Annotated in this window: 22 protein-coding genes; 11 read left to right on the forward strand and 11 right to left on the reverse strand. The window is 39.5% G+C overall.

Annotated elements, in window-relative coordinates; translation table 11 throughout:
* Both malQ and KH943_RS02940 read left to right on the forward strand, forming a co-directional pair.
* Positions 1-1,303, forward strand: a 1,303-nt coding sequence (gene malQ, locus KH943_RS02935; protein WP_304107414.1) for a 4-alpha-glucanotransferase, incomplete at its 5' end; no start/stop codon positions are given.
* 144 nt (positions 1,304-1,447) lie between these two features.
* The gene (locus KH943_RS02940) at positions 1,448-2,095 is read left to right on the forward strand and encodes a YczE/YyaS/YitT family protein (protein WP_304107416.1); all 648 of its coding nucleotides are present in this window, start codon (positions 1,448-1,450) and stop codon (positions 2,093-2,095) included.
* Positions 2,096-2,159: 64 nt separating this feature from the next.
* On the opposite strand, the gene metG is transcribed toward KH943_RS02940, so the two are convergent.
* Positions 2,160-4,217, reverse strand: coding sequence for a methionine--tRNA ligase (metG, locus tag KH943_RS02945; protein WP_304107420.1), 2,058 nt, complete (start codon positions 4,215-4,217; stop codon positions 2,160-2,162).
* Between the two features lie 216 nt (positions 4,218-4,433).
* On the opposite strand from metG, the gene KH943_RS02950 reads away from it, so the two are divergent.
* Positions 4,434-5,954: a catalase gene (locus KH943_RS02950; RefSeq protein WP_304107423.1), complete on the forward strand. Its 1,521-nt coding sequence runs from the start codon at positions 4,434-4,436 to the stop codon at positions 5,952-5,954.
* Positions 5,955-6,051: 97 nt separating this feature from the next.
* On the opposite strand, the gene KH943_RS02955 is transcribed toward KH943_RS02950, so the two are convergent.
* The gene (locus KH943_RS02955; protein WP_304107426.1) at positions 6,052-7,308 is read right to left on the reverse strand and encodes a multifunctional CCA addition/repair protein; all 1,257 of its coding nucleotides are present in this window, start codon (positions 7,306-7,308) and stop codon (positions 6,052-6,054) included.
* Between the two features lie 34 nt (positions 7,309-7,342).
* Positions 7,343-7,852, reverse strand: a complete 510-nt coding sequence (locus tag KH943_RS02960) for a peptidylprolyl isomerase (protein ID WP_304107427.1) — start codon at positions 7,850-7,852, stop codon at positions 7,343-7,345.
* 204 nt (positions 7,853-8,056) lie between these two features.
* Here KH943_RS02960 and ppc point away from each other — a divergent pair, with 204 nt between their 5' ends.
* Positions 8,057-10,693, forward strand: coding sequence for a phosphoenolpyruvate carboxylase (gene ppc, locus KH943_RS02965; RefSeq protein WP_304107429.1), 2,637 nt, complete (start codon positions 8,057-8,059; stop codon positions 10,691-10,693).
* Between the two features lie 488 nt (positions 10,694-11,181).
* Here ppc and rnt read toward each other — a convergent pair whose 3' ends face one another.
* The 4 genes from rnt to yfbV all read right to left on the reverse strand — a co-directional run bounded on the left by rnt (position 11,182) and on the right by yfbV (position 14,785).
* The gene (gene rnt / locus KH943_RS02970) at positions 11,182-11,817 is read right to left on the reverse strand and encodes a ribonuclease T (RefSeq protein ID WP_304107453.1); all 636 of its coding nucleotides are present in this window, start codon (positions 11,815-11,817) and stop codon (positions 11,182-11,184) included.
* 85 nt (positions 11,818-11,902) lie between these two features.
* Entirely contained in the window at positions 11,903-13,276 is a 1,374-nt protein-coding gene (locus KH943_RS02975; protein WP_304107431.1) for a Na+/H+ antiporter family protein, read from the reverse strand.
* A 51-nt stretch (positions 13,277-13,327) separates the two neighbouring features.
* Positions 13,328-14,266: a tRNA 2-thiocytidine(32) synthetase TtcA gene (gene ttcA / locus KH943_RS02980; protein WP_304107433.1), complete on the reverse strand. Its 939-nt coding sequence runs from the start codon at positions 14,264-14,266 to the stop codon at positions 13,328-13,330.
* A gap of 75 nt (positions 14,267-14,341) precedes the next feature.
* A complete protein-coding gene (gene yfbV / locus KH943_RS02985; protein ID WP_304107435.1) occupies positions 14,342-14,785 on the reverse strand; it encodes a terminus macrodomain insulation protein YfbV in 444 nt (147 codons plus the stop codon).
* A gap of 124 nt (positions 14,786-14,909) precedes the next feature.
* On the opposite strand from yfbV, the gene KH943_RS02990 reads away from it, so the two are divergent.
* The 6 genes from KH943_RS02990 to gyrB all read left to right on the forward strand — a co-directional run bounded on the left by KH943_RS02990 (position 14,910) and on the right by gyrB (position 21,652).
* A complete protein-coding gene (locus KH943_RS02990) occupies positions 14,910-15,620 on the forward strand; it encodes a hypothetical protein (RefSeq protein ID WP_304107436.1) in 711 nt (236 codons plus the stop codon).
* Between the two features lie 9 nt (positions 15,621-15,629).
* A complete protein-coding gene (locus tag KH943_RS02995; RefSeq protein WP_304107455.1) occupies positions 15,630-16,175 on the forward strand; it encodes a septation protein A in 546 nt (181 codons plus the stop codon).
* A 3-nt stretch (positions 16,176-16,178) separates the two neighbouring features.
* The gene (gene yciA, locus KH943_RS03000; protein WP_304107438.1) at positions 16,179-16,646 is read left to right on the forward strand and encodes an acyl-CoA thioester hydrolase YciA; all 468 of its coding nucleotides are present in this window, start codon (positions 16,179-16,181) and stop codon (positions 16,644-16,646) included.
* A 94-nt stretch (positions 16,647-16,740) separates the two neighbouring features.
* Entirely contained in the window at positions 16,741-18,408 is a 1,668-nt protein-coding gene (cydC, locus tag KH943_RS03005; protein WP_304107440.1) for a heme ABC transporter ATP-binding protein/permease CydC, read from the forward strand.
* Between the two features lie 25 nt (positions 18,409-18,433).
* Positions 18,434-19,069 carry a high frequency lysogenization protein HflD gene (gene hflD / locus KH943_RS03010; RefSeq protein WP_304107442.1) on the forward strand — a complete coding sequence of 212 codons (636 nt, stop codon included), beginning with the start codon at positions 18,434-18,436 and terminating at the stop codon, positions 19,067-19,069.
* A gap of 153 nt (positions 19,070-19,222) precedes the next feature.
* Positions 19,223-21,652: a DNA topoisomerase (ATP-hydrolyzing) subunit B gene (gene gyrB, locus KH943_RS03015; protein WP_304107444.1), complete on the forward strand. Its 2,430-nt coding sequence runs from the start codon at positions 19,223-19,225 to the stop codon at positions 21,650-21,652.
* A 130-nt stretch (positions 21,653-21,782) separates the two neighbouring features.
* Here gyrB and ftnA (KH943_RS03020) read toward each other — a convergent pair whose 3' ends face one another.
* The 4 genes from ftnA (KH943_RS03020) to leuA all read right to left on the reverse strand — a co-directional run bounded on the left by ftnA (KH943_RS03020) (position 21,783) and on the right by leuA (position 25,489).
* Positions 21,783-22,280 (reverse strand): non-heme ferritin, encoded by a 498-nt coding sequence (gene ftnA, locus KH943_RS03020; RefSeq protein WP_304107445.1) that lies wholly within the window; start codon positions 22,278-22,280, stop codon positions 21,783-21,785.
* Positions 22,280-22,780 carry a non-heme ferritin gene (gene ftnA / locus KH943_RS03025; protein WP_005707556.1) on the reverse strand — a complete coding sequence of 167 codons (501 nt, stop codon included), beginning with the start codon at positions 22,778-22,780 and terminating at the stop codon, positions 22,280-22,282. Before ftnA (KH943_RS03025) ends, ftnA (KH943_RS03020) begins: the two co-directional genes overlap by 1 nt.
* A gap of 246 nt (positions 22,781-23,026) precedes the next feature.
* Positions 23,027-23,785, reverse strand: a complete 759-nt coding sequence (locus KH943_RS03030) for an iron ABC transporter ATP-binding protein (protein ID WP_304107448.1) — start codon at positions 23,783-23,785, stop codon at positions 23,027-23,029.
* A 153-nt stretch (positions 23,786-23,938) separates the two neighbouring features.
* Positions 23,939-25,489: a 2-isopropylmalate synthase gene (leuA, locus tag KH943_RS03035; protein ID WP_304107450.1), complete on the reverse strand. Its 1,551-nt coding sequence runs from the start codon at positions 25,487-25,489 to the stop codon at positions 23,939-23,941.
* Positions 25,490-26,030: 541 nt separating this feature from the next.
* Between leuA and KH943_RS03040 the strand changes: the two genes are divergently transcribed.
* Positions 26,031-26,843, forward strand: a complete 813-nt coding sequence (locus KH943_RS03040) for a Cof-type HAD-IIB family hydrolase (protein WP_304107451.1) — start codon at positions 26,031-26,033, stop codon at positions 26,841-26,843.
* Positions 26,844-26,853: the final 10 nt, after the last annotated feature.

Raw genomic sequence — 26,853 nt, forward strand, 5'->3', positions numbered from 1 at the left:
TAAAGATTATGTCGATTACACGCAAGTAATGAGCTTGAAATTGCACGGTTTACGTTTAGCCTATTCTGCATTTTGTCGCCAAGATCAGACCGCTTTCGAGCAATTTATCGCTCAAAATGGCGAAGCATTGAAAATCCAAGGTACGTTTGATGCATTGCATAGTTGGCTCTCTGCACAATTTAGCGAACAATGGGGCTGGAATTTCTGGGCAGAACAATATCACGATTACCATTCGCCAGCAGTGGCACAATTCCAAGCGGAACAAAGCGATTTAGTACGTTTTTATATGTGGTTGCAATTTGTTGCACAACAGCAATTACAACAATGCAACTTATTAGCGAAAGAACTTGGAATGCCTGTGGGCTTTTACCGCGATTTAGCCGTAGGCGTAGCAGATAACGGTGCAGAAACCTGGGCAGATAAAGAGTTGTTTGTATTGGATGCTTCTGTGGGTGCCCCTCCAGATATTATGGCTCCAAACGGACAAAACTGGGGCTTATCGCCAATGCATCCTGAAGTGTTACAAGCACGAGGCTATCAACCGTTTATCGACTTATTACGTGCAAATATGAAAGATTGTGGTGCATTGCGGATTGATCATATTTTAGGTTTAGCACGTATGTGGTGGGTAGCAAAAGGCGACTCTGCGAAAAACGGGGCTTATGTTCGTTATCCATTAGATGATTTACTTGCGATTCTAGCTCTTGAAAGCCAACGCCACCAATGTTTAATCATTGCTGAAGCATTAGGCACAGTGCCGAAAGGTATGCTCGAGAAATTGGAAGAAAAAGGTATTTTAGCTTATAACATCTTTTATTTTGAAATGGATGCAAATGGAAGTAAACCGCTAGAGAACTACCCATACCAAGCAATGACCACGTTGAGTACACACGACTTACCAACGGTGCAAGGCTATTGGAAAGGTTACGACTTTGATTTAGGCGAGCAATTCGGGGTTTATCCGAGTAAAAAAGTACTGAATATTCTCAAACAAGGACGCAAAGAGGCAAAAGAGAAAATTCGACAAGCGGTGGAAAATGTGCAAGAACTTGCGAATACTGATACCAACGTAAGCAAAGAGTTCACACATCAATTACAAGCCTATGTGGCAGATACAAATAGTGCGTTATTCGGTTCGCAGCCTGAAGATTGGTTGAATATGCTTGATCCTGTGAATATTCCTGGCACAAGTATGGAGTATCCAAACTGGCGACGGAAACTCAGTCACACTATTGAAGAGATTTTTACAAATACGGAAATCAATCAGTTGCTAGAAACGATTGAGAAGAAACGAAATAAGTAATACCTTACATTAAAAAATAGCCACGCATTTGCGTGGCTATTTGTAAGGAAGTAAGCTTCTGACTTATTTCAAAATATTATAAAAATTCAATTGGTTTATGCTATATTATTTTTAAATATAAAAACAATTGAATCATTTCTATTTATGTCAAAAAAAATACCAATTCCACTTATGCCTTGGGCAGCCAAACATCAATGGCAAATCAAACCTCTTAATTTACTAATTATCTCTATTGCAATGGCAGTTATGGGAATTGGTGAAGGCTTGCTCATTTCTGCCAAACTAGGCAATGCTCCTTGGACAGTACTTTCACAAGGATTAGCTCTACAAACAGGCATGTCAATTGGCTGGGCAATCGCGCTAATTAGTGTGCTCGTTCTCTTATTTTGGATTCCCTTTAGACTCAAGTTTGGTCTAGGAACGATTTTAAACGTACTCATCATCTCTTTTTTTATCGATCAAACAACTAAATTGATTGAACCGCCTGAGCTTTTATCTACCCGCATTTTTTATATGCTCTTCGGTATCGTTATCTTTAGTATCGGTACAGCTTTCTATCTTTCGTGTAAATTAGGAGCAGGACCAAGAGACGGCTTGATGGTCGGCATTTGTCAAAAACTCTGTTGGAATATTGGTCGCGTTCGCACTGGCATTGAAATCAGTGTTTGTGGTTTTGGAATTTTAATGGGAGGTACCTTTGGTATAAGCACTATTATCTTCGCTTTAAGCGTTGGTTGGATTATTCAAGGTACTTATTCGCTGTTAGAAAAACAATTTCCGATTTTATCGTAGAACGGTATTATCTCGCATACAAAGGCAAGATAATACCGTCATTTTTATAACTTTTACAGAAAACCTATTTCACTTGCATACCCGCACGAATACCTTCATCACCTGAAAGCAAGAATAGATCTGCGCCACCTGTACCTGCCGATAAAATCATACCTTCTGATACGCCAAATTTCATTTTGCGTGGTGCAAGGTTTGCTACCATAATCACAAAACGACCATTGAGTTCTTCTGGGTTATTGTAAGCAGCTTTAATACCCGACAACACTTGGCGTTGGTGGTCGCCTAAATCTAATTGGAATTTCAATAATTTGTTTGACTCTGGCACAGCTTCGCAGCTGATCACTTTCGCCACGCGTAAGTCTAATTTTGCAAAATCATCAATGGTGATTTCTGGGGCAATTGGCTCAATTGCAAGATTTTCTTGATTTTCCACCGCTTGTTTTCCTTTTTTCGGTTCGTTTTTGGTTTGTTCGGCAAAAAGCTGTTTCGTTTCTTCAATCACTGCATCAATCTGTTTTTTCTCAAGACGAGAGAACAATGATTTAAATGGTGCAACGGTTTTGCCTAATAATGGTTGGACAATAGTTTCCCAGCTTAATTCTGTTTGTAAGAACGCTTCGGCACGTTCTGCAAGCTGTGGTAAAACGGGTTTTAAATAACTCATTAACACACGGAATAATTCAATACCCATTGAACAAACCGCTTGTAATTCCGCTTCTCGACCGTCTTCTTTAGCAATAACCCAAGGTGCTTTGTCATCAACATATTTGTTTGCGCGGTCAGCTAAATCCATAATTAAACGGATTGCTTTATTATATTCACGTGCTTCAAAATGTGCTGCAACTTGCTCTGATTGTGCAACAAATTCTGCGAAAAGTGCTTCATCTTCAAGTTTATCCGCTAATTTTCCTTCAAAACGTTTTGCAATAAAACTTGCATTGCGAGAAGCTAAGTTCACTAATTTGTTGACGATATCGCTATTTACACGTTGGACGAAATCATCAAGACTCAAGTCTAAATCTTCAATACGCTCGTTTAATTTCGCCGCATAATAGTAACGTAAACATTCAGGATCGATATGTTTTAAATAAGTGCTAGCTTGAATAAAGGTTCCACGAGATTTCGACATCTTCACGCCATCCACCGTCACATAACCGTGAGCAAATACATTGGTTGGTTTACGTTGTTCGCAGCCATCTAACATCGCTGGCCAAAATAAGCTATGGAAGTAAACAATATCTTTACCGATAAAATGATAAAGCTCTGTTGTTGAATCTTTTTTCCAGAATTCGTTGTAATCAATACCTGTGCGGTCGCAAAGATTTTTGAACGACGCCATATAGCCGATTGGTGCATCTAACCACACATAGAAGAATTTGTTTTCTGCTTCAGGAATTGGAAAACCGAAATAAGGTGCATCGCGTGAGATATCCCATTGTTGCAAGCCACTTTCAAACCACTCTTGCATTTTGTTGGCAATTTCAGGTTGAAGTGAACCAGAACGTGTCCACTCTTTTAACATTCCTTCAAAACTTGGTAAATCGAAGAAGAAATGTTCTGATTCTTTCACGATAGGCGTAGCACCTGAAACGGCTGAACGTGGATTGATAAGATCCATCGGGCTATAGGTAGATGCACAAACTTCACAGTTATCGCCATATTGATCTTCTGCTTTACATTTTGGGCAAGTCCCTTTTACAAAGCGATCTGGCAAGAACATCTCTTTTTCAGGGTCGAAAAGCTGTGAAATCACACGACTTTTAATAAAACCATTTTCTTTCAGCTTTAAATACATTGCAGTAGTAATTTCACGGTTTTCTTCGCTGTGAGTGGAATGGTAGTTATCAAAGCTGATATTAAAGCCTTTAAAATCGGCAACGTGATCGGTTTTCGCTTTTTCGATGAGTTGTTCTGGCGTAATCCCTTGTTTTGCCGCATTCAACATAATCGGCGTGCCGTGAGCATCGTCAGCACAGACAAAATGCACTTCATTGCCACGCATACGTTGGAAACGCACCCAAATATCCGCTTGAATATGCTCAAGCATATGACCTAAATGAATTGCACCGTTTGCATAAGGTAGGGCACAAGTAACCAACATTTTTCGTTTTTGATTTGACATTGTTATTCTCTTTCTTTGAAAAATTGATAAGTAAAACTGGCAGATTGTAGCTTAAAAACGCAAAAAGTAGCAAGATGCATTGATTAAGTGCTAGAATAACATCATAGCTTTTTTCAATGAATTTAATAGATTTCAATCGCCAAAATCTTTTTGTAAGATATCCTCGAAATTTATTTCAACCTAACGATTACCTATTTATTTTACAAGGAGTTTCCTATGAGTTCTTCAAAATGCCCTTTTGCGCATACTAACCTTACAATGGGTAACGGTGCACCCGTTGCTGATAACCAAAACAGCTTAACAGCTGGTCCGCGTGGTCCATTACTTGCACAAGATTTATGGCTTAACGAAAAATTAGCTGATTTCGTACGTGAAGTAATCCCAGAGCGTCGTATGCACGCAAAAGGTTCTGGTGCATTTGGTACTTTTACTGTAACACACGATATTACTAAATATACTCGTGCAAAAATTTTCAGTGAAGTGGGTAAAAAAACTGAAATGTTCGCACGTTTTACCACCGTGGCGGGCGAACGTGGTGCAGCAGATGCTGAGCGTGATATTCGTGGTTTTGCATTAAAATTCTATACTGAAGAAGGTAACTGGGATTTAGTAGGTAACAATACGCCAGTATTCTTCTTACGTGATCCACGTAAATTCCCAGATTTAAATAAGGCAGTAAAACGTGATCCACGTACTAATATGCGTTCAGCAACAAATAACTGGGATTTCTGGACATTATTACCAGAAGCATTACACCAAGTAACTGTTGTAATGAGTGATCGTGGTATTCCTGCAAGCTATCGTCATATGCACGGTTTCGGTTCTCACACTTATAGTTTCTGGAACGAAGCAGGCGAACGTTTTTGGGTAAAATTCCACTTCCGTACTCAACAAGGCATTAAAAATTTAACAGATGCTGAAGCTGCAGAAGTTATTGCAAATGACCGTGAAAGCCATCAACGTGATTTATATGAAGCGATTGAACGTGGCGATTTCCCTAAATGGACATTATTTGTACAAGTTATGCCAGAAGCAGATGCGGAAAAAGTGCCTTATCATCCATTTGACTTAACTAAAGTATGGCCGAAAAAAGACTATCCATTAATTGAAGTCGGTGAGTTTGAATTAAACCGTAACCCAGAAAACTTCTTCGCTGATGTAGAACAATCTGCATTTGCACCAAGTAACTTGGTTCCGGGTATTGGCGCAAGTCCTGATAGAATGTTACAAGCTCGTTTATTTAACTATGCGGATGCACAACGTTACCGTTTAGGTGTGAACTACCGTCAAATTCCAGTAAACCGTCCACGTTGTCCAGTTCATAGCAACCAACGTGATGGTCAAGGTCGTGTAGATGGTAACTACGGCAGCTTGCCACACTACGAGCCAAACAGCTTCAGCCAATGGCAACAACAACCAGACTTTGCTGAACCACCACTTCGTATCAACGGAGATGCAGCACACTGGGATTATCGTAACGATGATAACGATTATTTCAGCCAACCACGTGCATTATTTAACTTAATGAATGCAGAACAAAAACAAGCATTATTCAACAACACGGCAGCAGCAATGGGCGATGCACCTGATTTCATCAAATATCGCCACATTCGTAACTGTCACTGGTGTGATGCGGCATACGGTGAAGGCGTTGCGAAAGCATTAGGTTTAACCGTTGAAGATGCATTAAAAGCTCGTGATACTGACCCTGCATTAGGTCAAGGTGGATTGTTATAATCGTTAATTTTAGCTAACAATTAGATAAAAAGACGGCAGTTTTCATAAGAGAAACTGCCGTCTTTTGGATTATTCCAAAGGTTAAAAAACTTCAATTTTAGATATGTAGACTCAAACCTTTGGTGCTTTTGATTTTTTCAATTACTAATTTTCGCCGTTTCTCTAACTCATCCCGAATAGCCTGTTTCTCAAAACCATCCGCAATCACTTGTTGCACATCCACTTCATTTGCCACTTCAAAATATTGCATTGCAAGTTTAGCTTGCGGGTATTCCCGTTCTTCAAAGCCTAATCGTCCTTTACTATCCGCTTCGCAAGCAAGCAGGAAATCTTTAAATCGATTTGGTTTTCGCCAAACATCTAACGCATTAAAAAGTTTCAACACTGTTTCAGACCGAAGCTCTGCAATTTTATGGCAATGGGTGTGATATTCAGTCACCAGAACTGCAAAATCCTTGACCTCGCTCGGTACTTTTAAGCGGTTTGCTAAATTTCTTGTCGGTTGAATGCCTTTGACTTCGTGCCCGTAATGGTGAGGCAAAATCTCTTCAGGCGTTAAGCTTTTACCTAAATCGTGGCAAAGGGCAGCGAAAAGCAAAGCGGTCGGGTTTTCTGCCTGTTTAGCTAATTTTTTAGCTTGTTCTAGTACCATTAACGTATGCACACCGCTATCAATTTCAGGATGATATTTTTCTGGTTGAGGTTTACCAAATAAGGCTTCAACTTCTGGGAAAAGCACCGCTAATGCACCCACTTTTCTCAATACCTCAAAATAAATATGCGGCGAAGGCGTATTGAGCCCTTTTTGCGTCTCAAGCCAAACTCGCTCAGCGGTTAAGTGATCGAGTTCCCCGCAAGCGGTCATTTTTTGCATCAGTTTTACCGTTTCATCAGCAATCTTGAAGCCTAAATGTGCAAATTGAGCTGCAAAGCGTGCCACACGTAATACTCGCAACGGATCTTCATCAAATGCTGGTGAAACGTGGCGAAGAATTTTATTTTTTAAATCTTGCGATCCGTAAAACGGATCGAAAATTTCACCGCTTATAAGATCTTGAGCCATTGCGTTGATGGTCAGATCGCGGCGAATTAAATCTTGCTCAAGCGTTATATCAGGAGAGAAATCGCAGATAAAACCGTTGTAACCTTGCCCGCTTTTTCGTTCTGTTCGGGCAAGGGCATATTCTTCTTTGGTTTCTGGATGTAGGAAAACAGGGAAGTTTACTCCCACTTGTTGATAGCCGAGGGAAAAGAGTTCTTCAGGTGTTGAGCCAACTACTAAGAAATCACGGTCTTTTACAGGAATATTTAATAAAGCATCGCGGACAGCGCCGCCAACGAGGTAGATTTTCATAGTACAAAAAGGCAGAGATCTCTGCCTTATAAAATTACGCCACAGTTACTGATTCAATCACTACCTCTTCTAGGGGCACATCTTGGTGGAAACCTTTATTACCTGTTTTCACACCTTTGATTTTATCAACAACATCCATTCCTTCAACTACTTCACCAAATACTGCGTAACCCCATTCCTGCACTACCTTACGACCAAATAGCTCTTTTGAGCGGTAATCTAAGAATGTATTATCTGCCACATTGATGAAGAATTGTGAACTTGCTGAATGTGGATCTGAAGTGCGAGCCATTGCAAGCGTACCGCGTTTGTTGCTTAAACCATTATGTGCTTCGTTTTCGATTGGTGCTTTGGTTGCTTTCTCTTTCAAACCAGATGTCATACCGCCACCTTGAATCATAAAGCCATCAATAACACGATGGAAAATCGTACCGTTATAGAAACCTTCTTTGCAGTAATCTTCAAAGTTTTTTGCAGTAACTGGTGCTTTTTCAAAGTTTAATGCGATTTTGATATCGCCAAAGTTAGTGTGTAACGTAATCATTTTTTTGTCCTTATCTGTAAATAAAACGGGCGTATCATAGCAAAGCGAGTAAGACAAAACAAACGCTATATACCCCCTCCTCAAAAAAAGAAAATTTGCGTTTTATCATTTTTTTCATAAATAAAAAAATTCTAGGTTGAAATTTTAACTCAAATTCGATATATCTATTTTCAGTTAATTTTTAAAATCTGAAGAGGAAACATTATGAGCCAACCTCATTCTGGCGTGCGTCAAAACATTCATATGTTGGGCGAATTTTTAGGAGAAACCATTCGAGAAGCACAAGGAAGCGAAATTTTAGATCTTATTGAGAGCATTCGTCAGCTTTCAAAAAAATCTCGTAGTGGTGATGAACAAGCCCGCGAGCAGTTGCTGAATAAACTTGCTCATATTTCGACAGAAAATGTCTTGCCTGTGGCACGAGCCTTTAGTCAATTCTTAAACCTCACCAATATTGCAGAACAATATCAAACGATCTCTCGACATGATTATGATGAAACCTTAGGCAATCGCGCTTTAGGTGCACTTTTCGCCCGCTTGAAAGCACAAAATACGCCTGTTGAGTTAGTCATTCAAACCGTTGAAAAATTACTGGTTGAACTTGTTTTAACCGCTCATCCAACCGAAGTAACACGCCGTTCTTTGGTGCATAAACACGTTGAGATCAATAAATGTTTAGAACAATTAGAGCACGATGATTTAACCGAGGGCGAAAAATTCCGCCTACAACGTCGTTTGATGCAGTTAATTGCACTTGCGTGGCATACCAATGAAATTCGTGCCGCTCGCCCAACGCCAATTGATGAAGCTAAATGGGGAATGGCTATTATTGAAAATAGCCTTTGGACTGCTGTGCCAGACTTCTGCCGCGAGTTGAATTTCCAATTAGAAAAACATTTTGGCGTGCAACACGATGTAGCACTTGTCCCTGTGCGTTTCTCTTCTTGGATGGGCGGCGACCGCGATGGCAATCCGTTTGTGACCTCTGAAGTAACTCGCAAAGTATTCTATATGAACCGCTGGAAAGCCGCGGATCTTTTCTTACGCGATATTAGTAATTTAGCCGAAGAGCTTTCAGTAGTGCACTGCACGCCTGAATTCCGTGAAAAATATGGCGATCATATTGAGCCATACCGTGTGGTGGTAAAAGGCTTACGTAGCAAATTACAAAATACTTTAACTTACTTTGGCGAGTTAATTGAAGGTAAACCCGTTACCATCAGAAAAGATGAAGTGTTATTTAATGACGAAGAGCTTTGGGAACCGCTTTTTGATTGTTACCAATCGTTACACGCTTGCGGAATGCGTATCATCGCAAACGGTGGCTTACTAGATTGCTTACGTCGTATTCGCTGCTTTGGTTTAAGTCTTTCTCGACTTGATATTCGTCAAGAAAGTACCCGTCATGAAATGGCGATTGCAGAAATTACTCGCTATATTGGTTTAGGCGACTATTCTCAATGGACCGAAGATGATAAACAGGCGTTCTTAGTGCGTGAATTAAGCTCGCGCCGTCCGCTTATTCCAACCAATTGGACACCAAGTCCAGAAACGCAAGAAATTTTAGATACATGCAAAGTCATCGCTGAGCAGCCAAAAGGCGTGATTTCTGCTTATGTGATCTCTATGGCACGTGAAGCATCGGATGTGTTAGCAGTGCATTTATTACTCAAAGAAGCAGGCTGTAAATATACGATTCCCGTTGCCCCGCTATTCGAAACATTGGACGACTTGGATCACAGTGAAAAAGTAATGAGCGATTTGTTCAATATCGGCTGGTATCGCGGTATTATCAACAACTACCAAATGGTGATGATTGGCTATTCCGATTCTGCAAAAGATGCGGGAATGTTAGCCGCTTCTTGGGCACAATATCGCTCACAAGAAGCCTTAGTGAACTTGGCAGAAAAACATAATATTGAATTGGTTTTATTCCACGGTCGTGGTGGTACGGTGGGGCGTGGCGGTGCGCCTGCACATGCGGCACTGTTATCTCAACCTCCTCGTTCGCTCAAATCAGGCTTACGTGTAACAGAACAGGGTGAGATGATCCGCTTTAAACTTGGCTTGCCAGAAGTAGCTGTTGATACCTTGAATTTATACGCAAGTGCGGTGTTAGAAGCAAATTTACTTCCACCACCAGAGCCAAAACAGAGCTGGCGAGATGTGATGGATAAAGGCTCAGAAATTTCATGCGAGATTTATCGTGGTGTGGTGCGTGGTGAACCTGATTTCGTGCCTTATTTCCGTGCGGCAACGCCAGAACAAGAGTTAGCGAAATTACCGCTTGGCTCACGCCCTTCAAAACGTAATCCAAACGGCGGGGTAGAAAGTCTGCGAGCTATTCCTTGGATCTTTGCGTGGATGCAAAACCGCTTAATGTTGCCTGCGTGGCTTGGAGCGGGAGCTGCATTGCGTAAAATGATTGAAGCAGGCGATGAAACAACTCTTAAAGAGATGAGTAAAGAGTGGCCGTTCTTCTCAACCCGTATCGGTATGCTTGAGATGGTGTTCTCCAAAGCAGATTTATGGTTGGCAGAATATTATGATCAACGCTTAGTCGCTAAAGAGTTGCAACGCCTAGGGCAAAATCTCCGTACGCAATTGAGTGAGGATATTCAAACCATTCTTGCTTTATCGAGCGATGGTCAGTTAATGGGTGATTTACCTTGGATTGCTGATTCAATCGCCTTGCGTAATGTGTACACCGACCCACTTAACTTATTACAAGTTGAGTTGCTTGCCCGTTTACGCCAAACTGAGAACCCAGATCCAGAACTTGAACAAGCCTTGATGATTACTATCACAGGGATTGCAGCAGGGATGCGTAATACGGGGTAAATATTAAGATTACATAAAAATAGCTAGGATTTTTCCTAGCTATTTTTACATTTAGGACAAAAACTAAGATGCAATGAATATCTCAACTACAGAGTACAAATATATTCTTTACAAAAATCTTCAAATCCATACTATAAATCCGCACAACATAACCGCGACAAAAAAAGTGAGTGTGTAAAATCCCTCGCGTGCTATGAAGCATTTATTATGTTTCAATCGAGCTTAAGCCCGTAGGTGACTTGTTGGAATACTGCATATAAAACAGTGCACCAATAAAGAAATCGCCCCAATCGCAGCCATCTTATTTAAATGCTTACAACTATGACTGAGTAATTTTAGCCCCCATTGCTTTTATATCAAAAATCACATCAAAGATACACCATCCAATGGATTGTAATTCCTAGTTGTCCGTTAAACGATTCCGTTTTTATCGATTTTATTTAGCTATAATAAAAATATAAAGCGAATCACATTAGCCCTATTTTGCTCTATACAATAGGAAATCCACCCAAATCTTTTAGGCGATTCACCATCTTACAAAATAATTCTGTCGTTTTTTCAGTATCATATAACGCTGAATGTGCTTGTTTTCCATCAAAGGTAATTTGAGCTTCTTTGCAGGCTTTTACTAAAACAGTTTGCCCATACATAAAACCCGCAAGTGTTGCGGTATCAAACATAGCAAATGGATGAAAAGGATCACGTTTAGCATTAATGCGTTTTACTGCTGCTTGTAAAAAGCTTTGATCGAATGCCGCATTATGAGCAACGATTACCGCTCGTTGACACCCTTGCTCTTTCATCGCCCGTCGAACCATTTTAAACATTTCTGGAATTGCAATATGTTCCGCTATTGCTCCTCTCTCAGGATTATCAAGATCAATGCCATTCACTTTAAGTGATTCTGGATTAATATTGGCTCCCTCAAAAGGCTGAATATGGTAATGACATTTTTGATCTTCAATTAAATAACCATTTTCATCCATTTTCACGGTAATTGCAGCTAACTCAAGTAAAGCATCCGTTTGTGCATTCAGTCCAGCTGTCTCTACATCAATAATCACAGGCAAATAGCCTCTAAAACGGTTTTTAAGTAAATTAAAATCTGTCGTTTGTTCCATAATAAAAAACTATAAAGTAATTAGAAAGAAAAAGGCACAAGTTAAACTCGTACCTTCATAAAATATATCATTTCACGGTCTATACTACTTACAACACCATCGCTGCAATCCAACCAAACACTAATAACGGAATATTAAAGTGTAAAAAGGTTGGCACAACCGAATCCCAAATATGATCGTGTTTACCATCAGCATTTAAGCCTGATGTTGGACCAAGGGTTGAGTCCGAAGCTGGTGAGCCTGCATCGCCAAGTGCAGCGGCAACGCCAACGATAGACATTGTTGCAAGTGGTGAAAAACCGAAAGCCACACACAAAGGCACGTAAATAGAGGTAATAATTGGCACGGTTGAGAATGATGAGCCAATACCCATTGTGATGAATAAACCAACAACAAGCATTAGGAATGCAGCAGTGCCTTTGCTATCAATTGCACCACGTAAGCCTTCTACTAATTCTGCTACGCCACCTGTTGAGTTTACTACGCTAGCATAACCAGAAGCTGCAATCATTACGAAACCAATCATTGCCATTAAACGTAAACCATCTTGGAAGATGTCATTCGATTGTTTAAGTTTGAAAACGCCACCTAAAGCAAAAATCACTAAACCAACTAAACCGCCCATAATTGTTGAATTCGTCGCTAATTGCGTTGTACATGTTGCGATGATTGCAAAAACGCTTAACCAAATGTGGAATGGTTTTACGTGTGCTATACGTTCGGCAATGTCGTCTGCATTTTTCTCTTGCACTTCAGCATAATTACGCGGTTTGCGGTAAGAGACGAAGAAAGCAAATAACAAGCCTAAAATCATACCAAGCACAGGGATAAACATCGCTTTGGTCATATCAGCAGTGGTTGCGACTAAACCGAATTGCGAGCCTACATTATTGATATTTTTGACTAAAATGCTCTCAATAAAGATTTGCCCGAAACCTGCAGGAATAAGCATATAAGTTGCGGTTAACCCAAAAGTTAAACTACAAGCCACCGCACGGCGGTCAATTTTTAATTGGTTCATTACACCCAAAAGCGGAGGCACAACAATGGGAATAAACGCAATATGAATTGGGATCACGTTTTGAGACGAGATTGCAAAAGCAGTTAATACAAATAAAATGATGTATTTGAACCAGAACACTGAACGACCAGAAGGGCGTTTACCAAAGTGAGAAATCACTTTGTAAGCTAATAAATCAGTTACACCTGAGCGGGATAATGCCACTGCAAATGCACCAAGTATGGCATAGTTCATTGCAGTTTCAGCACCGCCACCTAAACCGCCTGTAAAGCTACCGATGGTCTTCTCTAATGCTTGGAAAAGCGTGGCATTATCGACACCGTAATTGCCGATTGCCCCGCAAACCAAGGCTGCAATAATCAGTGAAACGACCACGTTAATTCGCATTAAACTTAATACGAGTAACGTAATGATCGAAATCACTACTTCGTTTGAAAACATAAAAAATCCTCTTAATCTAAGTTGTTTGCATTTTGCAAAGTTTAATCCAAATTACACCGCTTTAAATTGGATCAATCCTTCCTGTGCAAATTCGTGCTCGTCTTCATCAATTACTGCACCAACAGGAATTACAGGCATTTCTTCCTTATCAAAAGCAAGATCGCCTTCTACGCCTTCAATCACTTGCCCGTGTTTGATATTTTTAAAATCAAACAGATTCGGGTCACAAAGATGTGATAGGGTGACATTTTGCAAAGCACTAAACATCGTCTCAATTCGCCCTGGATATTGGCGATCCCATGTTTGTAACATCTCTTTGATTACTTGGCGTTGAAGGTTCGGTTGTGAACCGCATAAGTTACACGGAATAATCGGGAATTGCTTTGCTTCCGCATATTTTTCAATGTCCTTCTCTTTGCAGTAAGCTAACGGACGAATCACTATTTGCTTGCCATCATCACTAATCAGCTTTGGTGGCATCGACTTTAATTTACCACCATAAAACATATTTAGGAAGAGGGTTTCGAGCATATCATCGCGATGATGCCCAAGTGCAATTTTGGTTGCACCAAGTTCTGTGGCGGTGCGATATAAAATTCCACGACGCAAACGAGAACAGAGTGAACAAGTCGTTTTTCCCTCTGGAATTTTCTCTTTTACGATGCCGTAAGTATTTTCTTCCACAATTTTATATTCCACACCAATGCTGGCTAAATATTCGGGCAAAATATGCTCTGGGAAACCAGGTTGTTTTTGGTCTAAATTAACCGCCACCACATCAAAATGGATTGGCGCGTTGAGTTTTAAATTAAGCAGAATATCTAAAAGCGTATAGCTATCTTTCCCGCCCGAAAGGCAGACCATGACCTTATCGCCCTCTTCAATCATATTGAAATCGGTAATCGCATTGCCCACATTGCGGCGTAAACGCTTTTGCAGCTTGTTAAGATTGTAGGCTTGTTTTTTTTCTTTGTCGGTTTGTGTTGTCATAAAAATTAATTAGTCAAAATAACAAAAACGGCACAAACCCAAATTGGCTCATGCCATCCAATAAAATTGAGTAAATTATAACTCATCGAAATATTTATTGCCCCACGTTTTTTCCGCAAGTTGCAATAAATTAGCGAAATCCTGATAGCTTGGAATCGATTGCACAGGACAAGCGGTCAATTTTATATTTTCATTTACCAATTTCTGACGTAGCTCTTCATACCAGCCCATCAAATGTAAAGGCAGTGGCGATTTAGACCGTTTGCCGAGAAAATATAAACCTTGATAGGGAATACTCACCGCAAAAAGGGCGGTAATTACCGAATTTGCCAAAATTGATTGGCTAGGGTCTGTAAAAAAGTATTGCCATAAAATTGTAAAGCAAGCAAAAGCGGGCATCCACTTGCCTGAAAATTTAATAAGTTGAATAAGACGGTAATCTATCATAAACAGGCTCAATTTCTTTTGTTGTGGATAGGTGTTTAAATAGCGTTGTCCTGATTGGAATGTTTCGAGCATAGTTTAAAATTATAAAAAGTGGAGATAAAAATAGCCTAAGGTAAAACTTAATGCACTTCAAGCAATCTATTGATATACTTATGAGCAATTTTTTACTTTTTATTAACGAAAAACAAGGATTTTTATGCCGATTAATTTTCCGCAATTATTACAAGATAGTTGGAATTTTATCCGAAATCGTCGTCAGTTTTCGCTAACAGCTATGGGATTATTGCTTGCTATTCAATTACTGGCAACCTTTGTGCTTTCTAATTTTATGGTTTCAGATTCAGCTGTTTCATTACTTCCCTCGTTCTTAATTGGTATTGGAAATATTTTTATTTCTGTGCTTTTAGTGCTTAATATTAACGATATTAATGCAGGCACATTCCAATCTTTTTTCCAAAATACTAGCAAAGCCTTGGCAAAATTGCTCCCCGCGATTTTGCTTAATATCATTATGGTGTTGCCTCTTTCTTTCGGTGTGTCGTCGATTTTATTTAGTAATATTTCAGGCAGTGGGGCAAGCATTTTTAGTTTACCCCTATCAGCGATTGGGATTTTTGTATTTGTGCGCTTAAATCTCGCTATTTATGTCTTTCTTGTTGAAAATTATCGTGTTGGACAAGCGGTCAAATTTATGTGGCAACTTGCAAAAGGCAAAATGGCATCCCTTTTTGCTTATACATTATTAGCAAACCTATTACCAATTTTAATTACTGCTCTAGTTGGGCGCTTAGGCGATAATATCGCAATTATGGTGCTATCTTTCGTGATCTCTGCTTTTTTATCACTCTTTACCACCATTTTGGGCTTCCGTTTTTATCAAACCATTCGCCCAAAAACGGTTCATTAAGGATCAATGATGAAACAATTGCTTGAATTTATCCCTCTTATTCTCTTTTTTGTAGTATACAAATTTTTTGGCACACAAGAAGCTGCGATTACGTTGGTAATTACAACACTCATGCAACTGATTGCCCTAAAAATGCTCTATGGCAAAATTGAAAAAATGCAGCTTTTTATAGCTAGCTTTGTTGTTATTTTCGGAGGATTAACCGCTTATTTTAACGATGATGCATTTCTAAAATGGAAAGTTACCCTCTTAAACGGATTGTTCGCATTAGTGTTGTTAATTAGTCAATTTGTATTGAAAAATCCGATAATCAAACATTTGCTCGGTAAAGAGATTCATTTGCCAGAAAACGTGTGGGCAAAACTTAACATAGGCTGGGCGATCTTCTTTATTATTTGTATGCTTCTTAACCTCTATGTAAGCCATTTTATGTCGAATGATGCGTGGTATACCTTCAAAGTCTTCGGCTTAACTGGCTTAAGTTTAGTCGCAACGATTTTAACGGGCGTAGTGGTTTACCCCTATTTACAAGAAAACCAACAGAACAAGGAATAACAAATGAAAAACGAACCTTACACAAAAAATCCTGATGGTAAGCTGATTTTACGTACACTAGCAATGCCATCAGACACCAACGCCAACGGTGATATTTTCGGTGGTTGGATTATGTCTCAAATGGATTTAGGCGGTGCGATTTTAGCTAAAGAATTAGCAAAAGGTCGAGTGGTGACGGTTACCGTAGATAAAATGATTTTCCATCTTCCTATTTCTGTCGGTGATGTCGTTTGCTGTTACGGCACCTTAGTGCGTTTAGGTCGCACTTCAATGCAAGTAAAAGTGGATGTGTTTATCAAACAAGTGTATGAAGGCACACGTGAGCGTTTTAAAGTGACAGAGGCGTTATTCACTTATGTGGCAATTGATAAAGAAGGCAAACCTCGCCCAATTCCTCGTGAAAATAACCCAGAATTAGACGAAGCATTGGCACTGCTAGAGGCGAGCCAAGTACATAATTCTATTGCTTAATCTGACTTTGAACTTGAGGGGCTACTCAGCATGCCCCTTGTATTAACAAATAAACACTACAGTTGCTAGAATAAAATTTATTTTACACAACCGAATGAAACCACTTTTCCCTTTTCTTTCACTCTATCGCAACCATGTTGGACGCTTGTTGCTCGGCACAATCCTTGCTATCACAAGCCTTTCTGCTAGCATTGGATTGCTCAGCCTATCAGGCTGGTTTTTAGCTGCTTCATTTTTGGTCGGCTCAACCATTCTATTTAACTTTTTTTATCCTTCTTCAGGTGTTAGGGGCTTAGCTATTGGGCGAACCATCTTGCGCTATTTTGAACGCTTAGTCACGCACGATGCAACATTCCGCGTGCTAGCTGAACTACGTATTTCCGTCTTTAAAAAGCTTATCCCTTTGAGTCCAAGCGGTCTAAATCGCTTTAGAAATAGCGAATTGCTAAACCGCTTAGTTGCAGATGTAGATACACTCGACACTCTTTATCTCAACTTACTCTCGCCATTTATCAGTGCAATTATGGTCATCACCTTTATAGCGATTGGCTTATCATTTGTCTCTGGCTTACTAACAATGATCATCTGCAGCACATTGCTTGCCCTGCTTTTCATTTTCCCTGCCATTTTCTACCGTTTGGGGCAGAAATCGGGCAAAAAAATCATTCAGGCACGAGCAGAATATCGCAGCCAATTTATTGAGTGGGTTCAACTAAATGCCGAATTTTTACTCTTTGGCTTAGTACCTCAAATGAGCGAAAAACTAGAAAAAACTGAACAAACTTGGTTATATTCACAAAGTAAAGAGAGCCAATTAACAGGCTTTTCCAATGCCCTGCTTACCTTTATGAACGGTATATTAGTTTGCGTAGTAATTTTCTTTGCTGCCACCGCCATTGATGCACCAAATGCAGATAGCCCCGAAGCCCTTATCGCACTGGTAATTTTCTGCGTGATGGCTTCTGCTGAAATTTTAATGCCGATTGGCATCGCCTTCTTGCATTTAGGTCAACTCATTACTGCGGCTGAACGTTTAAATGATGTGATTGAACAACGCCCACTTGTAAAGTTTAATGGCACAGCCCATTGGCAAAATATCGCAGAAAATCAACCGCTTGTCTGCTTTGAACAAGTAACCTTTAGCTACCCAGCCAGCCATCAAGTTGCATTAAACAATATCTCATTTGAAGTGAATAAAGGGCAAAAAATCGCGATTTTAGGTAAAACAGGCAGTGGCAAATCAACTATTTTCCAACTGCTCAACCGCCATTACGATCCAACAAGCGGTCAAATTCTGCTAGCAAATTGCAATGTAGCAGATTACCCTGAAGCAACATTAAGATCACATTTGGTTACACTTAGCCAACGCATACACATTTTCAGCCAGACGCTGCGTGATAATCTCTTAATGGGCACTCCTCTGGCAACCGATGAGCAACTTAAATTGGTATTAGAACAAGTCGAGCTTTCTTACCTCTTGCAAGAACAAGGCTTAGATTTATGGCTTGGCGAAGGCGGCAGACCACTTTCTGGTGGCGAACAACGCCGATTAGGTTTGGCACGTGTACTGTTGAGTAATGCGGAATTGGTCTTACTTGATGAACCCACCGAAGGGTTAGATCGTGAAACTGAACAACAGATCTTAAAACTTATTTTCACATACTGCCAAACTCGTACCTTGCTGATGATTACCCATCGCTTGCAAGGATTAGAACGCTTTGACCGAATTTATCGTATTGATAACGGGCAGTTATTGACTTAATTTTATTTAATATATTTGAATTTCTATGACAAAAAACTACCAAGATATTGCAATTGCATTCGCTGCAACCTGCCAAGCAGCGACTTTAGTACAACAATTTGCACACAACGGCATTGCAAAAAACCGTGAAGATATGGAAACTCTGATGAAAAGTTTGCTGGTAACACAACCAGACTCCACGCTTTCTATCTATGGCGATAAATTAGGCTACCTGAGCACTGGCATCGAAACCGCCCGTGCTCAACTTGGTGGTGGAAATGGCAAGCTCGACACCGAAATCGGGCGTTACTGGGTTAGACTTTTATCGCTAAGCCAAAAGCTGAATAAATCGCCAGAAGCCAAAGCTCAACTTGTACAACGATTGCAGCAAATTGAACGACAACTTCAGCTTTACGAAGGAGATATTATGGCAGACCAAATGGTTGCCAATCTTGCCGCCATTTATAGCGATGTCATTAGTCCACTAGGCACCAAAATCCACGTGTTGGGTATGCAAGATTACCTCGTCCGTCCAGACATTCAGCAAAAAATCCGTGCTACGCTACTTGCAGGTATCCGTGCAGGTATTCTCTGGCAACAAGTTGGGGGAACCCGCTGGCAATTTTTATTTTCACGCAAGAAATTGTTAAATCAAATGAAATCGCTTTATCAATACTGTTGATTCACAATGTTATTAGCACACTTTTCCCTTTATTTAAGTATTGGTTTTCATCGCTTTTTCACAAATTCAATTGCAATTCTGTTATAATTTCAACAATTTTTGACTTAATAAAATCAGATAAGTCACTCTTTTTTATAAACGTAGGAATAAAGAATGTCTGAACAAAACCAACAAACTTATGATTCTTCAAGCATTAGAGTATTGCGTGGCTTGGAAGCTGTGCGTACTCGCCCTGGGATGTATATCGGTGATACAGATGATGGTACAGGTTTACACCATATGGTTTTTGAGGTGGTGGATAATGCCATTGATGAAGCATTAGCGGGTTATTGTAAAGATATTATCGTAACCATTCATTCTGACAACTCGGTTTCGGTGCAAGATGATGGCCGTGGTATTCCTGTAGGCATTCACCCAGAAGAAGGGGTTTCCGCAGCGGAAGTCATTATGACTGTACTTCATGCAGGCGGTAAATTCGATGATAACTCTTATAAAGTATCCGGGGGTTTACACGGTGTGGGCGTTTCGGTTGTAAATGCTCTCTCTTCCAAATTACAGCTTACGATTCGCCGTGAAGGTCACGTTCACGAACAATTTTATAGCTTAGGCGAACCTGATGCGCCTCTTGCGGTAATTGGTGAAACAGACAAAACAGGCACTATGGTTCGTTTCTGGCCAAGTTTCGATATCTTCAAAAATAAAACTGAATTTGAATACAAAATTCTTTCTAAACGTTTACGCGAGCTTTCATTCTTAAACTCTGGCGTGTCTATTCGCTTAATTGATGAACGCGAAGGTAAAGAAGAGCACTTCCACTACGAAGGCGGGATTAAAGCCTATGTGGAATATTTGAACGAAGGCAAAACATCTATCCACAAAACACCATTCTATATATCAACTGAAAAAGATGATATTGGTGTGGAAATTTCTCTACAATGGAACGATTCTTACAACGAGAACGTTTACTGCTTTACCAATAACATTCCACAACGTGATGGTGGTACACACTTAGCAGGTTTCCGTGGTGCACTGACCCGGGCATTAAAAAACTATATGGACAACAGCGGCGTGTTGAAAAAAGCAGATGCCAATATTGATGCCTCTGGTGATGATGCTCGTGAAGGTTTGGTTGCTGTAATCTCGGTAAAAGTGCCAGATCCAAAATTCTCTTCGCAAACAAAAGATAAATTAGTTTCATCAGAAGTGCGTTCCGCAGTTGAAAGCTCAATGTATGAAGCATTAACGGATTACTTAAACGAAAACCCAGATGATGCGAAAAACATTGTAGGTAAAATCGTGGAAGCAGCTCGTGCACGTGAAGCTGCTCGTAAAGCACGTGAATTAACACGCCGCAAAAGTGCAACCGATTTAGGTGGTTTACCTGGTAAACTTGCTGACTGCCAAGAAAAAGATCCAGCACATTCAGAACTTTACTTGGTGGAGGGGGACTCCGCGGGTGGTTCTGCAAAACAAGGGCGTGACCGTAAAAACCAAGCAATTTTGCCGCTGAAAGGTAAAATACTCAACGTAGAAAAAGCACGTTTTGACAAAATGCTCTCTTCACAAGAAGTTGCAACCTTAATTACCGCACTTGGCACAGGCATTGGCCGTGAAGATTACAATGTTGAAAAATTACGTTACCACAAAATCATCATTATGACCGATGCGGACGTAGATGGTGCTCACATTCGCACTCTCTTATTGACGTTCTTCTATCGTCAAATGCCAGAACTTATCGAAAACGGCTACATCTATATTGCCCAACCGCCACTTTACAAAGTGAAAAAAGGTAAGCAAGAGCGTTATATTCAAGATAACGATGAAATGATGCAATATGAAATTGATATTGCCCTTGAAGATGCCCGCTTATTTGTGAGCCAAGATGCACCAGCATTAAGTGGCGTGGCACTTGAGAAGCTAATTTCGCATTACAACCAAGTGCAAAAACTCTTTAACCGCTTAACGCACCGTTATCCGTTAGCAATTCTAAATGAATTGATCTACAGCCCAGCACTTTCAACTGAATTTGCAAAAGATAAAGCAAATATTACCGCTTGGAACGAGCAATTTGTGAATCAATTGATGGCAAAAGAAATGGATGGTAGCTTCTATCGTACAAACGTGTTCTTCAACACTGAGCGCCATATTTATGAGCCAGAAATCATTGTAACAACACACGGTATGGATACCGCCTACCGCTTAGATTTTAATTTCATTACCAGCAATGAATATGCTCGTATCGTAGAATTGATGCTTGAGTTAAAAGATTTACTCACAGAAACCGCTTATGTACAACGCGGCGAACGCCAACAACTAGTAAGCAGTTTTGCAGAAGCATTAGATTGGTTAGTAAAAGAGTCTCGTAAAGGCTTAACCATCCAACGCTATAAAGGATTAGGCGAGATGAATCCAGAGCAATTATGGGAAACTACAATGGACCCTGTTGCGCGTAAAATGCTTCAAGTAACGATTACTGATGCCATTGCTGCGGATAAACTTTTCAGTACGCTAATGGGTGATGAAGTTGAACCACGTCGTGACTTCATTGAAGCAAATGCCTTATATGCGGAATTGGATATTTAATATGCAATAAAAGAAAAGCTCATTTCAAATGAAATGAGCTTTTTTAACGGCCTGTTCTACATGGTATAGTTTTAACTAATAACAATTTAGTCGACTATGCCTCCAAATTGACCACTTGTTGATTTATATATTAGTGAGCTGCCGCCATTTGCTCTAAATCTTTATCAATATAGTATAAAGATTTACCGTCTTCGCCTAATAAACGGAATTTATCTAAGATAGAATTGAATAAGAACTCTTCTTCGTGCTGTTCTGCCACATACCATTGCAAGAAGTTGAATGATGAGTAATCCTTCGCATCAAAGGTCACTTCCACTAATTCATTGATTTTAGCAGTTACGTGTTTTTCGTGTTCTAACACAATTTCGAATAATGATTTTAATGAATCATATTCTGCTTGTGGCGCTTCAATTGCATAGATTTCAGCTAATGCACCTGTTTCGTTTAAGTAAGTGAATAAACGACGCATATGTTCCATTTCTTCAGTTGCGTGTGCTTTTAAGAATTTTGCTGCACCAGGGAAGCCGTTGTTATCTGCCCAAGCTGACATTTGAAGATACACGTTAGAAGAATAGAATTCTAAGTTTAATTGGTCATTTAAGTATTTGATGATATTTTGCGATAACATTATTCTGCTCCTTGATCTAAGGTTTCTAAGTCTTTGTCGATGAAGTAAAGTGATTTATTGCTTTCGCCTGCCACTACGAATTTATCTAAAATTTCACCGAATAATTTTTCTTCTTCGTGCTGTTCAGCCACATACCATTGTAGGAAGTTGAAGGTTGAGTAATCTTTCGCAGCGAAAGTCACTTCTACTAATTCATTGATTTTAGCTGTTACGTGTTTCTCGTGTTCTAAAACCACATCGAATAACTCTTTTAATGATTCGTACTCTTTGCGTGGAGCTTCGATTTTACCTAATAATGGCGTTGCACCAGCTTCACAAACGTAGTCGAATAATTTTTGCATATGCTCTAATTCTTCATCTGCATGACGAAGTAAGAAAGTTGCTGCACCCGCAAAACCATTTTTTGAACACCATGCAGACATTTGCAAATAAACATTTGAAGAGTAGAACTCTAAGTTGATTTGTTCGTTGAGTTTATCAACGATAGATTGTTGTAACATATTTTCTCCTATGCAAATATTATGAGAATGTAAATGAAATGAGAGATACTCTCATTTAGAAATCTATATATAACAAAGGGCAGAAAAATCCTGCCCTTAAAACACTTGCAAGTATATCAAAGTTGAAAAAGTAATCAAGCATTTTAATAGTTTTTTCTAATAAATTTTCAATTTTAATAAATTTAAACAATAAAAATTCTCATTTATAGAAGCTAAATGAGAATAAATATACATAGATAAGATACATTAAATATGATGCACCACTAATCTCTTTCCTTGATGCTCCAATACTTCCACATCTAAGCCAAATACATTTTTTAGATGTTCAGTTGTGATAATCTCTTCGGGCGAACCTTTCATCACAATCTCGCCATTTTTCATTGCTACAATAGTATCAGCATAAGCGGCTGCCATATTGATATCGTGTACCACCATTATGGTTGTAAGCGCTAATTCATCGGTTAGTTTTCTCAGTAATCGCATCAATTCACGGGCGTGAAACATATCCAGATTATTGAGAGGTTCGTCGAGTAAGACGTGATTGGTTTTCTGGCAGAAAGTCATTGCAATCAAAGCCCGCTGGCGTTGCCCGCCTGAGAGTTCGTTTAGAAAACGATTTGCAAATGGTTTAAGTTCAAAACGCACTAATGCTTCATCGATAATCTCTTGATCAAGCGGTCGAATTTTGCCTTGATGGTGCGGATAACGCCCGAACATTAATAAATCTTGTATGGTAATGCGGCTGTGGATCACGTTATCTTGGGTAAGAATTGCTAAATTTTGTGCAATAGTACGAGGAGGCGTGGTCGCAATATCGTAATTATCTAGCAAAATTTGACCGTTTTGAATAGGGTTCAAGCGAGCAATTAACGAAAGTAGGGTCGATTTCCCCGCACCGTTTGCACCAACAAGAGCCGTAATCCCACCATTTGGAATAGTGAGGTTAATGTTTTTTAAAATCGGACTTTGCCCGATATGATAGGAAAGATTTTTAACTTCGATCATTTTTGTTTTTTAATATATAACACCTACTGTAATCATATCAAAATTCTCTCTTATCCTAAAGACAAGATAAAGTAAACCTCGTTAAAACCTTTTATTATTGGTTTAACGAGGTTCTATTTTTATCACTCTTGCATCATTTATTTTTGAGTATTATTAGCCTTTTTTCACCTTTAAATGTGCCACTTTATGAGCACGATAAATCGCATTGATTGCGTGAATTAATGCACGAGCGGAAGATTCTACAATATCTGTCGCTAAACCCACGCCGTGGAATTTACGTCCTTCGTGTTCTACCACAATATCTACTTGTCCTAATGCTTCTGCTCCCTCGCCTTTGGCTGTGAGGTTGTAGTGTGACATTTTTATGTCTAACCCTGTGATTTTTAAAATCGCATTGAATACTGCATCTACAGGGCCATTACCGCCATTTGATACCTGGCTTAATTTTTCGCCATCAAGCTCAACCTGTACGAAGGCTGAAGCTGGCAAGGTGCTGATGGTTTGCGAAGTAATCACATCTAATTTCAAACGATCTTCATCGCCAGATCGCATATCAATGAATGCAAGGGCTTCCAAATCATAATCGAATACTTGACCTTTTTTATCTGCAAGCTCAAGGAAGGCAGTATAGAGTTTATCTAAATCGTAATCGCTGTCTTGGTAACCCATTTCTGCCATATGATTTCTTACTGCAGCACGTCCTGAACGAGCGGTTAAATTTAATTTTTCTTTTTTCAAGCCAATGGTTTCTGGCGACATAATTTCGTAAGTGTTTTTGTTTTTCACCATCCCATCTTGGTGGATGCCTGATGAGTGAGCAAAAGCATTGCTACCCACAATCGCTTTATTCGGTTGAATTGGCATATTGCAAAGTTGGCTCACCATTTGGCTTACTCGGTGAATTTCTTGCGTATTAATGCGAGTATCCAAGCCGTTGAACATATCTTGACGTGTTTTGATTGCCATTACCACTTCTTCAAGTGCAGTATTCCCCGCACGTTCACCGATGCCGTTAATGGTACATTCAATTTGGCGAGCACCGTTTAACACTGCGGTTAAAGAGTTTGCGGTTGCCATTCCTAAATCATTATGGCAGTGCACCGAAATTACAGCTTTGTCGATATTTGGCACGCGGTTGACTACATCGGCGATAATGCTGCCGTATTGGGTTGGTAAGCAATAGCCTACAGTGTCTGGGATATTTACCGTCGTTGCTCCCGCTTTAATCGCAGCTTCAACAATACGGCAGATATTATCAATCCCTGTACGTCCTGCATCTTCACACGAAAATTCGACATCATTAGTGTAACCTCTTGCACGTTTTACTGCGTGAATCGCCATTGCTACCACATCTTCAAAAGAACGTTTGAGTTTCGCTTCAACATGTAGAGCAGAAGTTGCAATGAAGGTATGAATACGAAACGCTTCCGCCACTTTTAATGCTTCCGCTGCCACATCAATATCTTTATCTACTGCACGAGAAAGTGCACAAACACGGCTGTTTTTGATGTTTTGAGCAATAGTTTTGACTGAGTCGAAATCACCTGCCGAAGAAACAGGAAATCCCACTTCCATGACATCCACGCCTAAACGTTCTAATGCCAATGCGATTTGTAATTTCTCTTTTACAGTTAAACTGGCTTTCAGTGCCTGCTCGCCGTCACGAAGGGTGGTATCGAAAATAATTACATTATTGTTTGCCATAAACATTTCCTTATAAACGTTCGTTTATTGTGTTCAGAATAAAAAAAACCCACATACGAGTATGCGGGCAAAGTTTGGATAGTGAACTGACTTCCTTCAGATAAACCTTAGCCTCGCATGAAATACGATAACAGAGATAATCGGAGTGAAAGTAGTTTTTCCATGTGTGTTGTGTGTGTTTATGTTTGCATTATTATTCAGTTGATGTGCCTTATCATAGCGGTAAAAAAAACTATGTCAATAGCACTTTTCACTTACACAAACGTTTTTATTGTGATTTTTTAAACTAAAAAAAGCATAAAAAACTAATTATATGCAATTAAATAGTTTTAAATATAATGAATATTTAAAGCTTGCCATATAAAAGTGAGATAGAATTACAAATAGAGGATTTTTTCGCTTTACAATTAATTTACGAAAAAAATAAATTACTCTTTGATCTATTTTATAAGAAATAGTTATTTCCTTTGCTGTAGTAAGGGAAATTTGATAGCCTAACGGTCATTATGCTCAAATCCCCAATTGTAAAGGAAAGTAAAGAATGACACTCCCATTTAAAGCAATTATTTCTGATTTAGACGGCACTTTACTTAATGCTGAACATAAAATTGGCGATTTTACTATTAAAATATTAAGCGAACTATCTCAAAAAGGTGTGGATGTTTATATTGCCACAGGTCGAAATTTACCCGATGTGCAGCATATTATTCGTAAAGTGAATGTGGATGAAGCGATGTTAGTCACCTCAAATGGTGCACGAGCGAATTTTCTTTCGGGTGAATGTGTCTTAAACCATCACTTACCTGAAGATCTTGCCGTTGAGCTTATGCAAGTAGAATTTGACTCCTCACGCATTTGTTTAAACACTTATCAAGGTGATGAGTGGTTTATCAACATTGATTTAGAATCGCTACGCAAATTCCACAAAGATTCGGGCTTTACCTATCAAGTGGTCGATTTTAAACATCATCACGGCAAGCAAACAGAAAAAGTCTTTTTCATCGGCAAAGAATTAGCAGACCTTTTGCCCATTGAGAAAAAAATCCGAGCTCAATATGGCGATCAAGTTTATATGGTCTACTCCACGCCACAATGTTTAGAAGTGATGAACAAGGGTGTTTCCAAAGCCAATGCCTTAGAAGAACTTGCCGAACGCCGAGGCTACACCTTAAAAGATTGCCTTGTTTTTGGCGATGGGATGAATGATTTTGAAATGCTAAAACAAGCAGGAAAAGGTTGCGTGATGGGCAATGCAGATCCGCGTTTAAAAGAAGCATTACCAAACAATGAAGTGATTGGGTTTAATAAAGATGAAGCGGTGGCAAGATATATTCAGAAAGTGTTTGATTTATAATCTTATTTAT

It is taken from the genome of Haemophilus parahaemolyticus, assembly GCF_018373095.1.
Classification (GTDB): Bacteria; Pseudomonadota; Gammaproteobacteria; order Enterobacterales; family Pasteurellaceae; genus Haemophilus_A; species Haemophilus_A parahaemolyticus_A.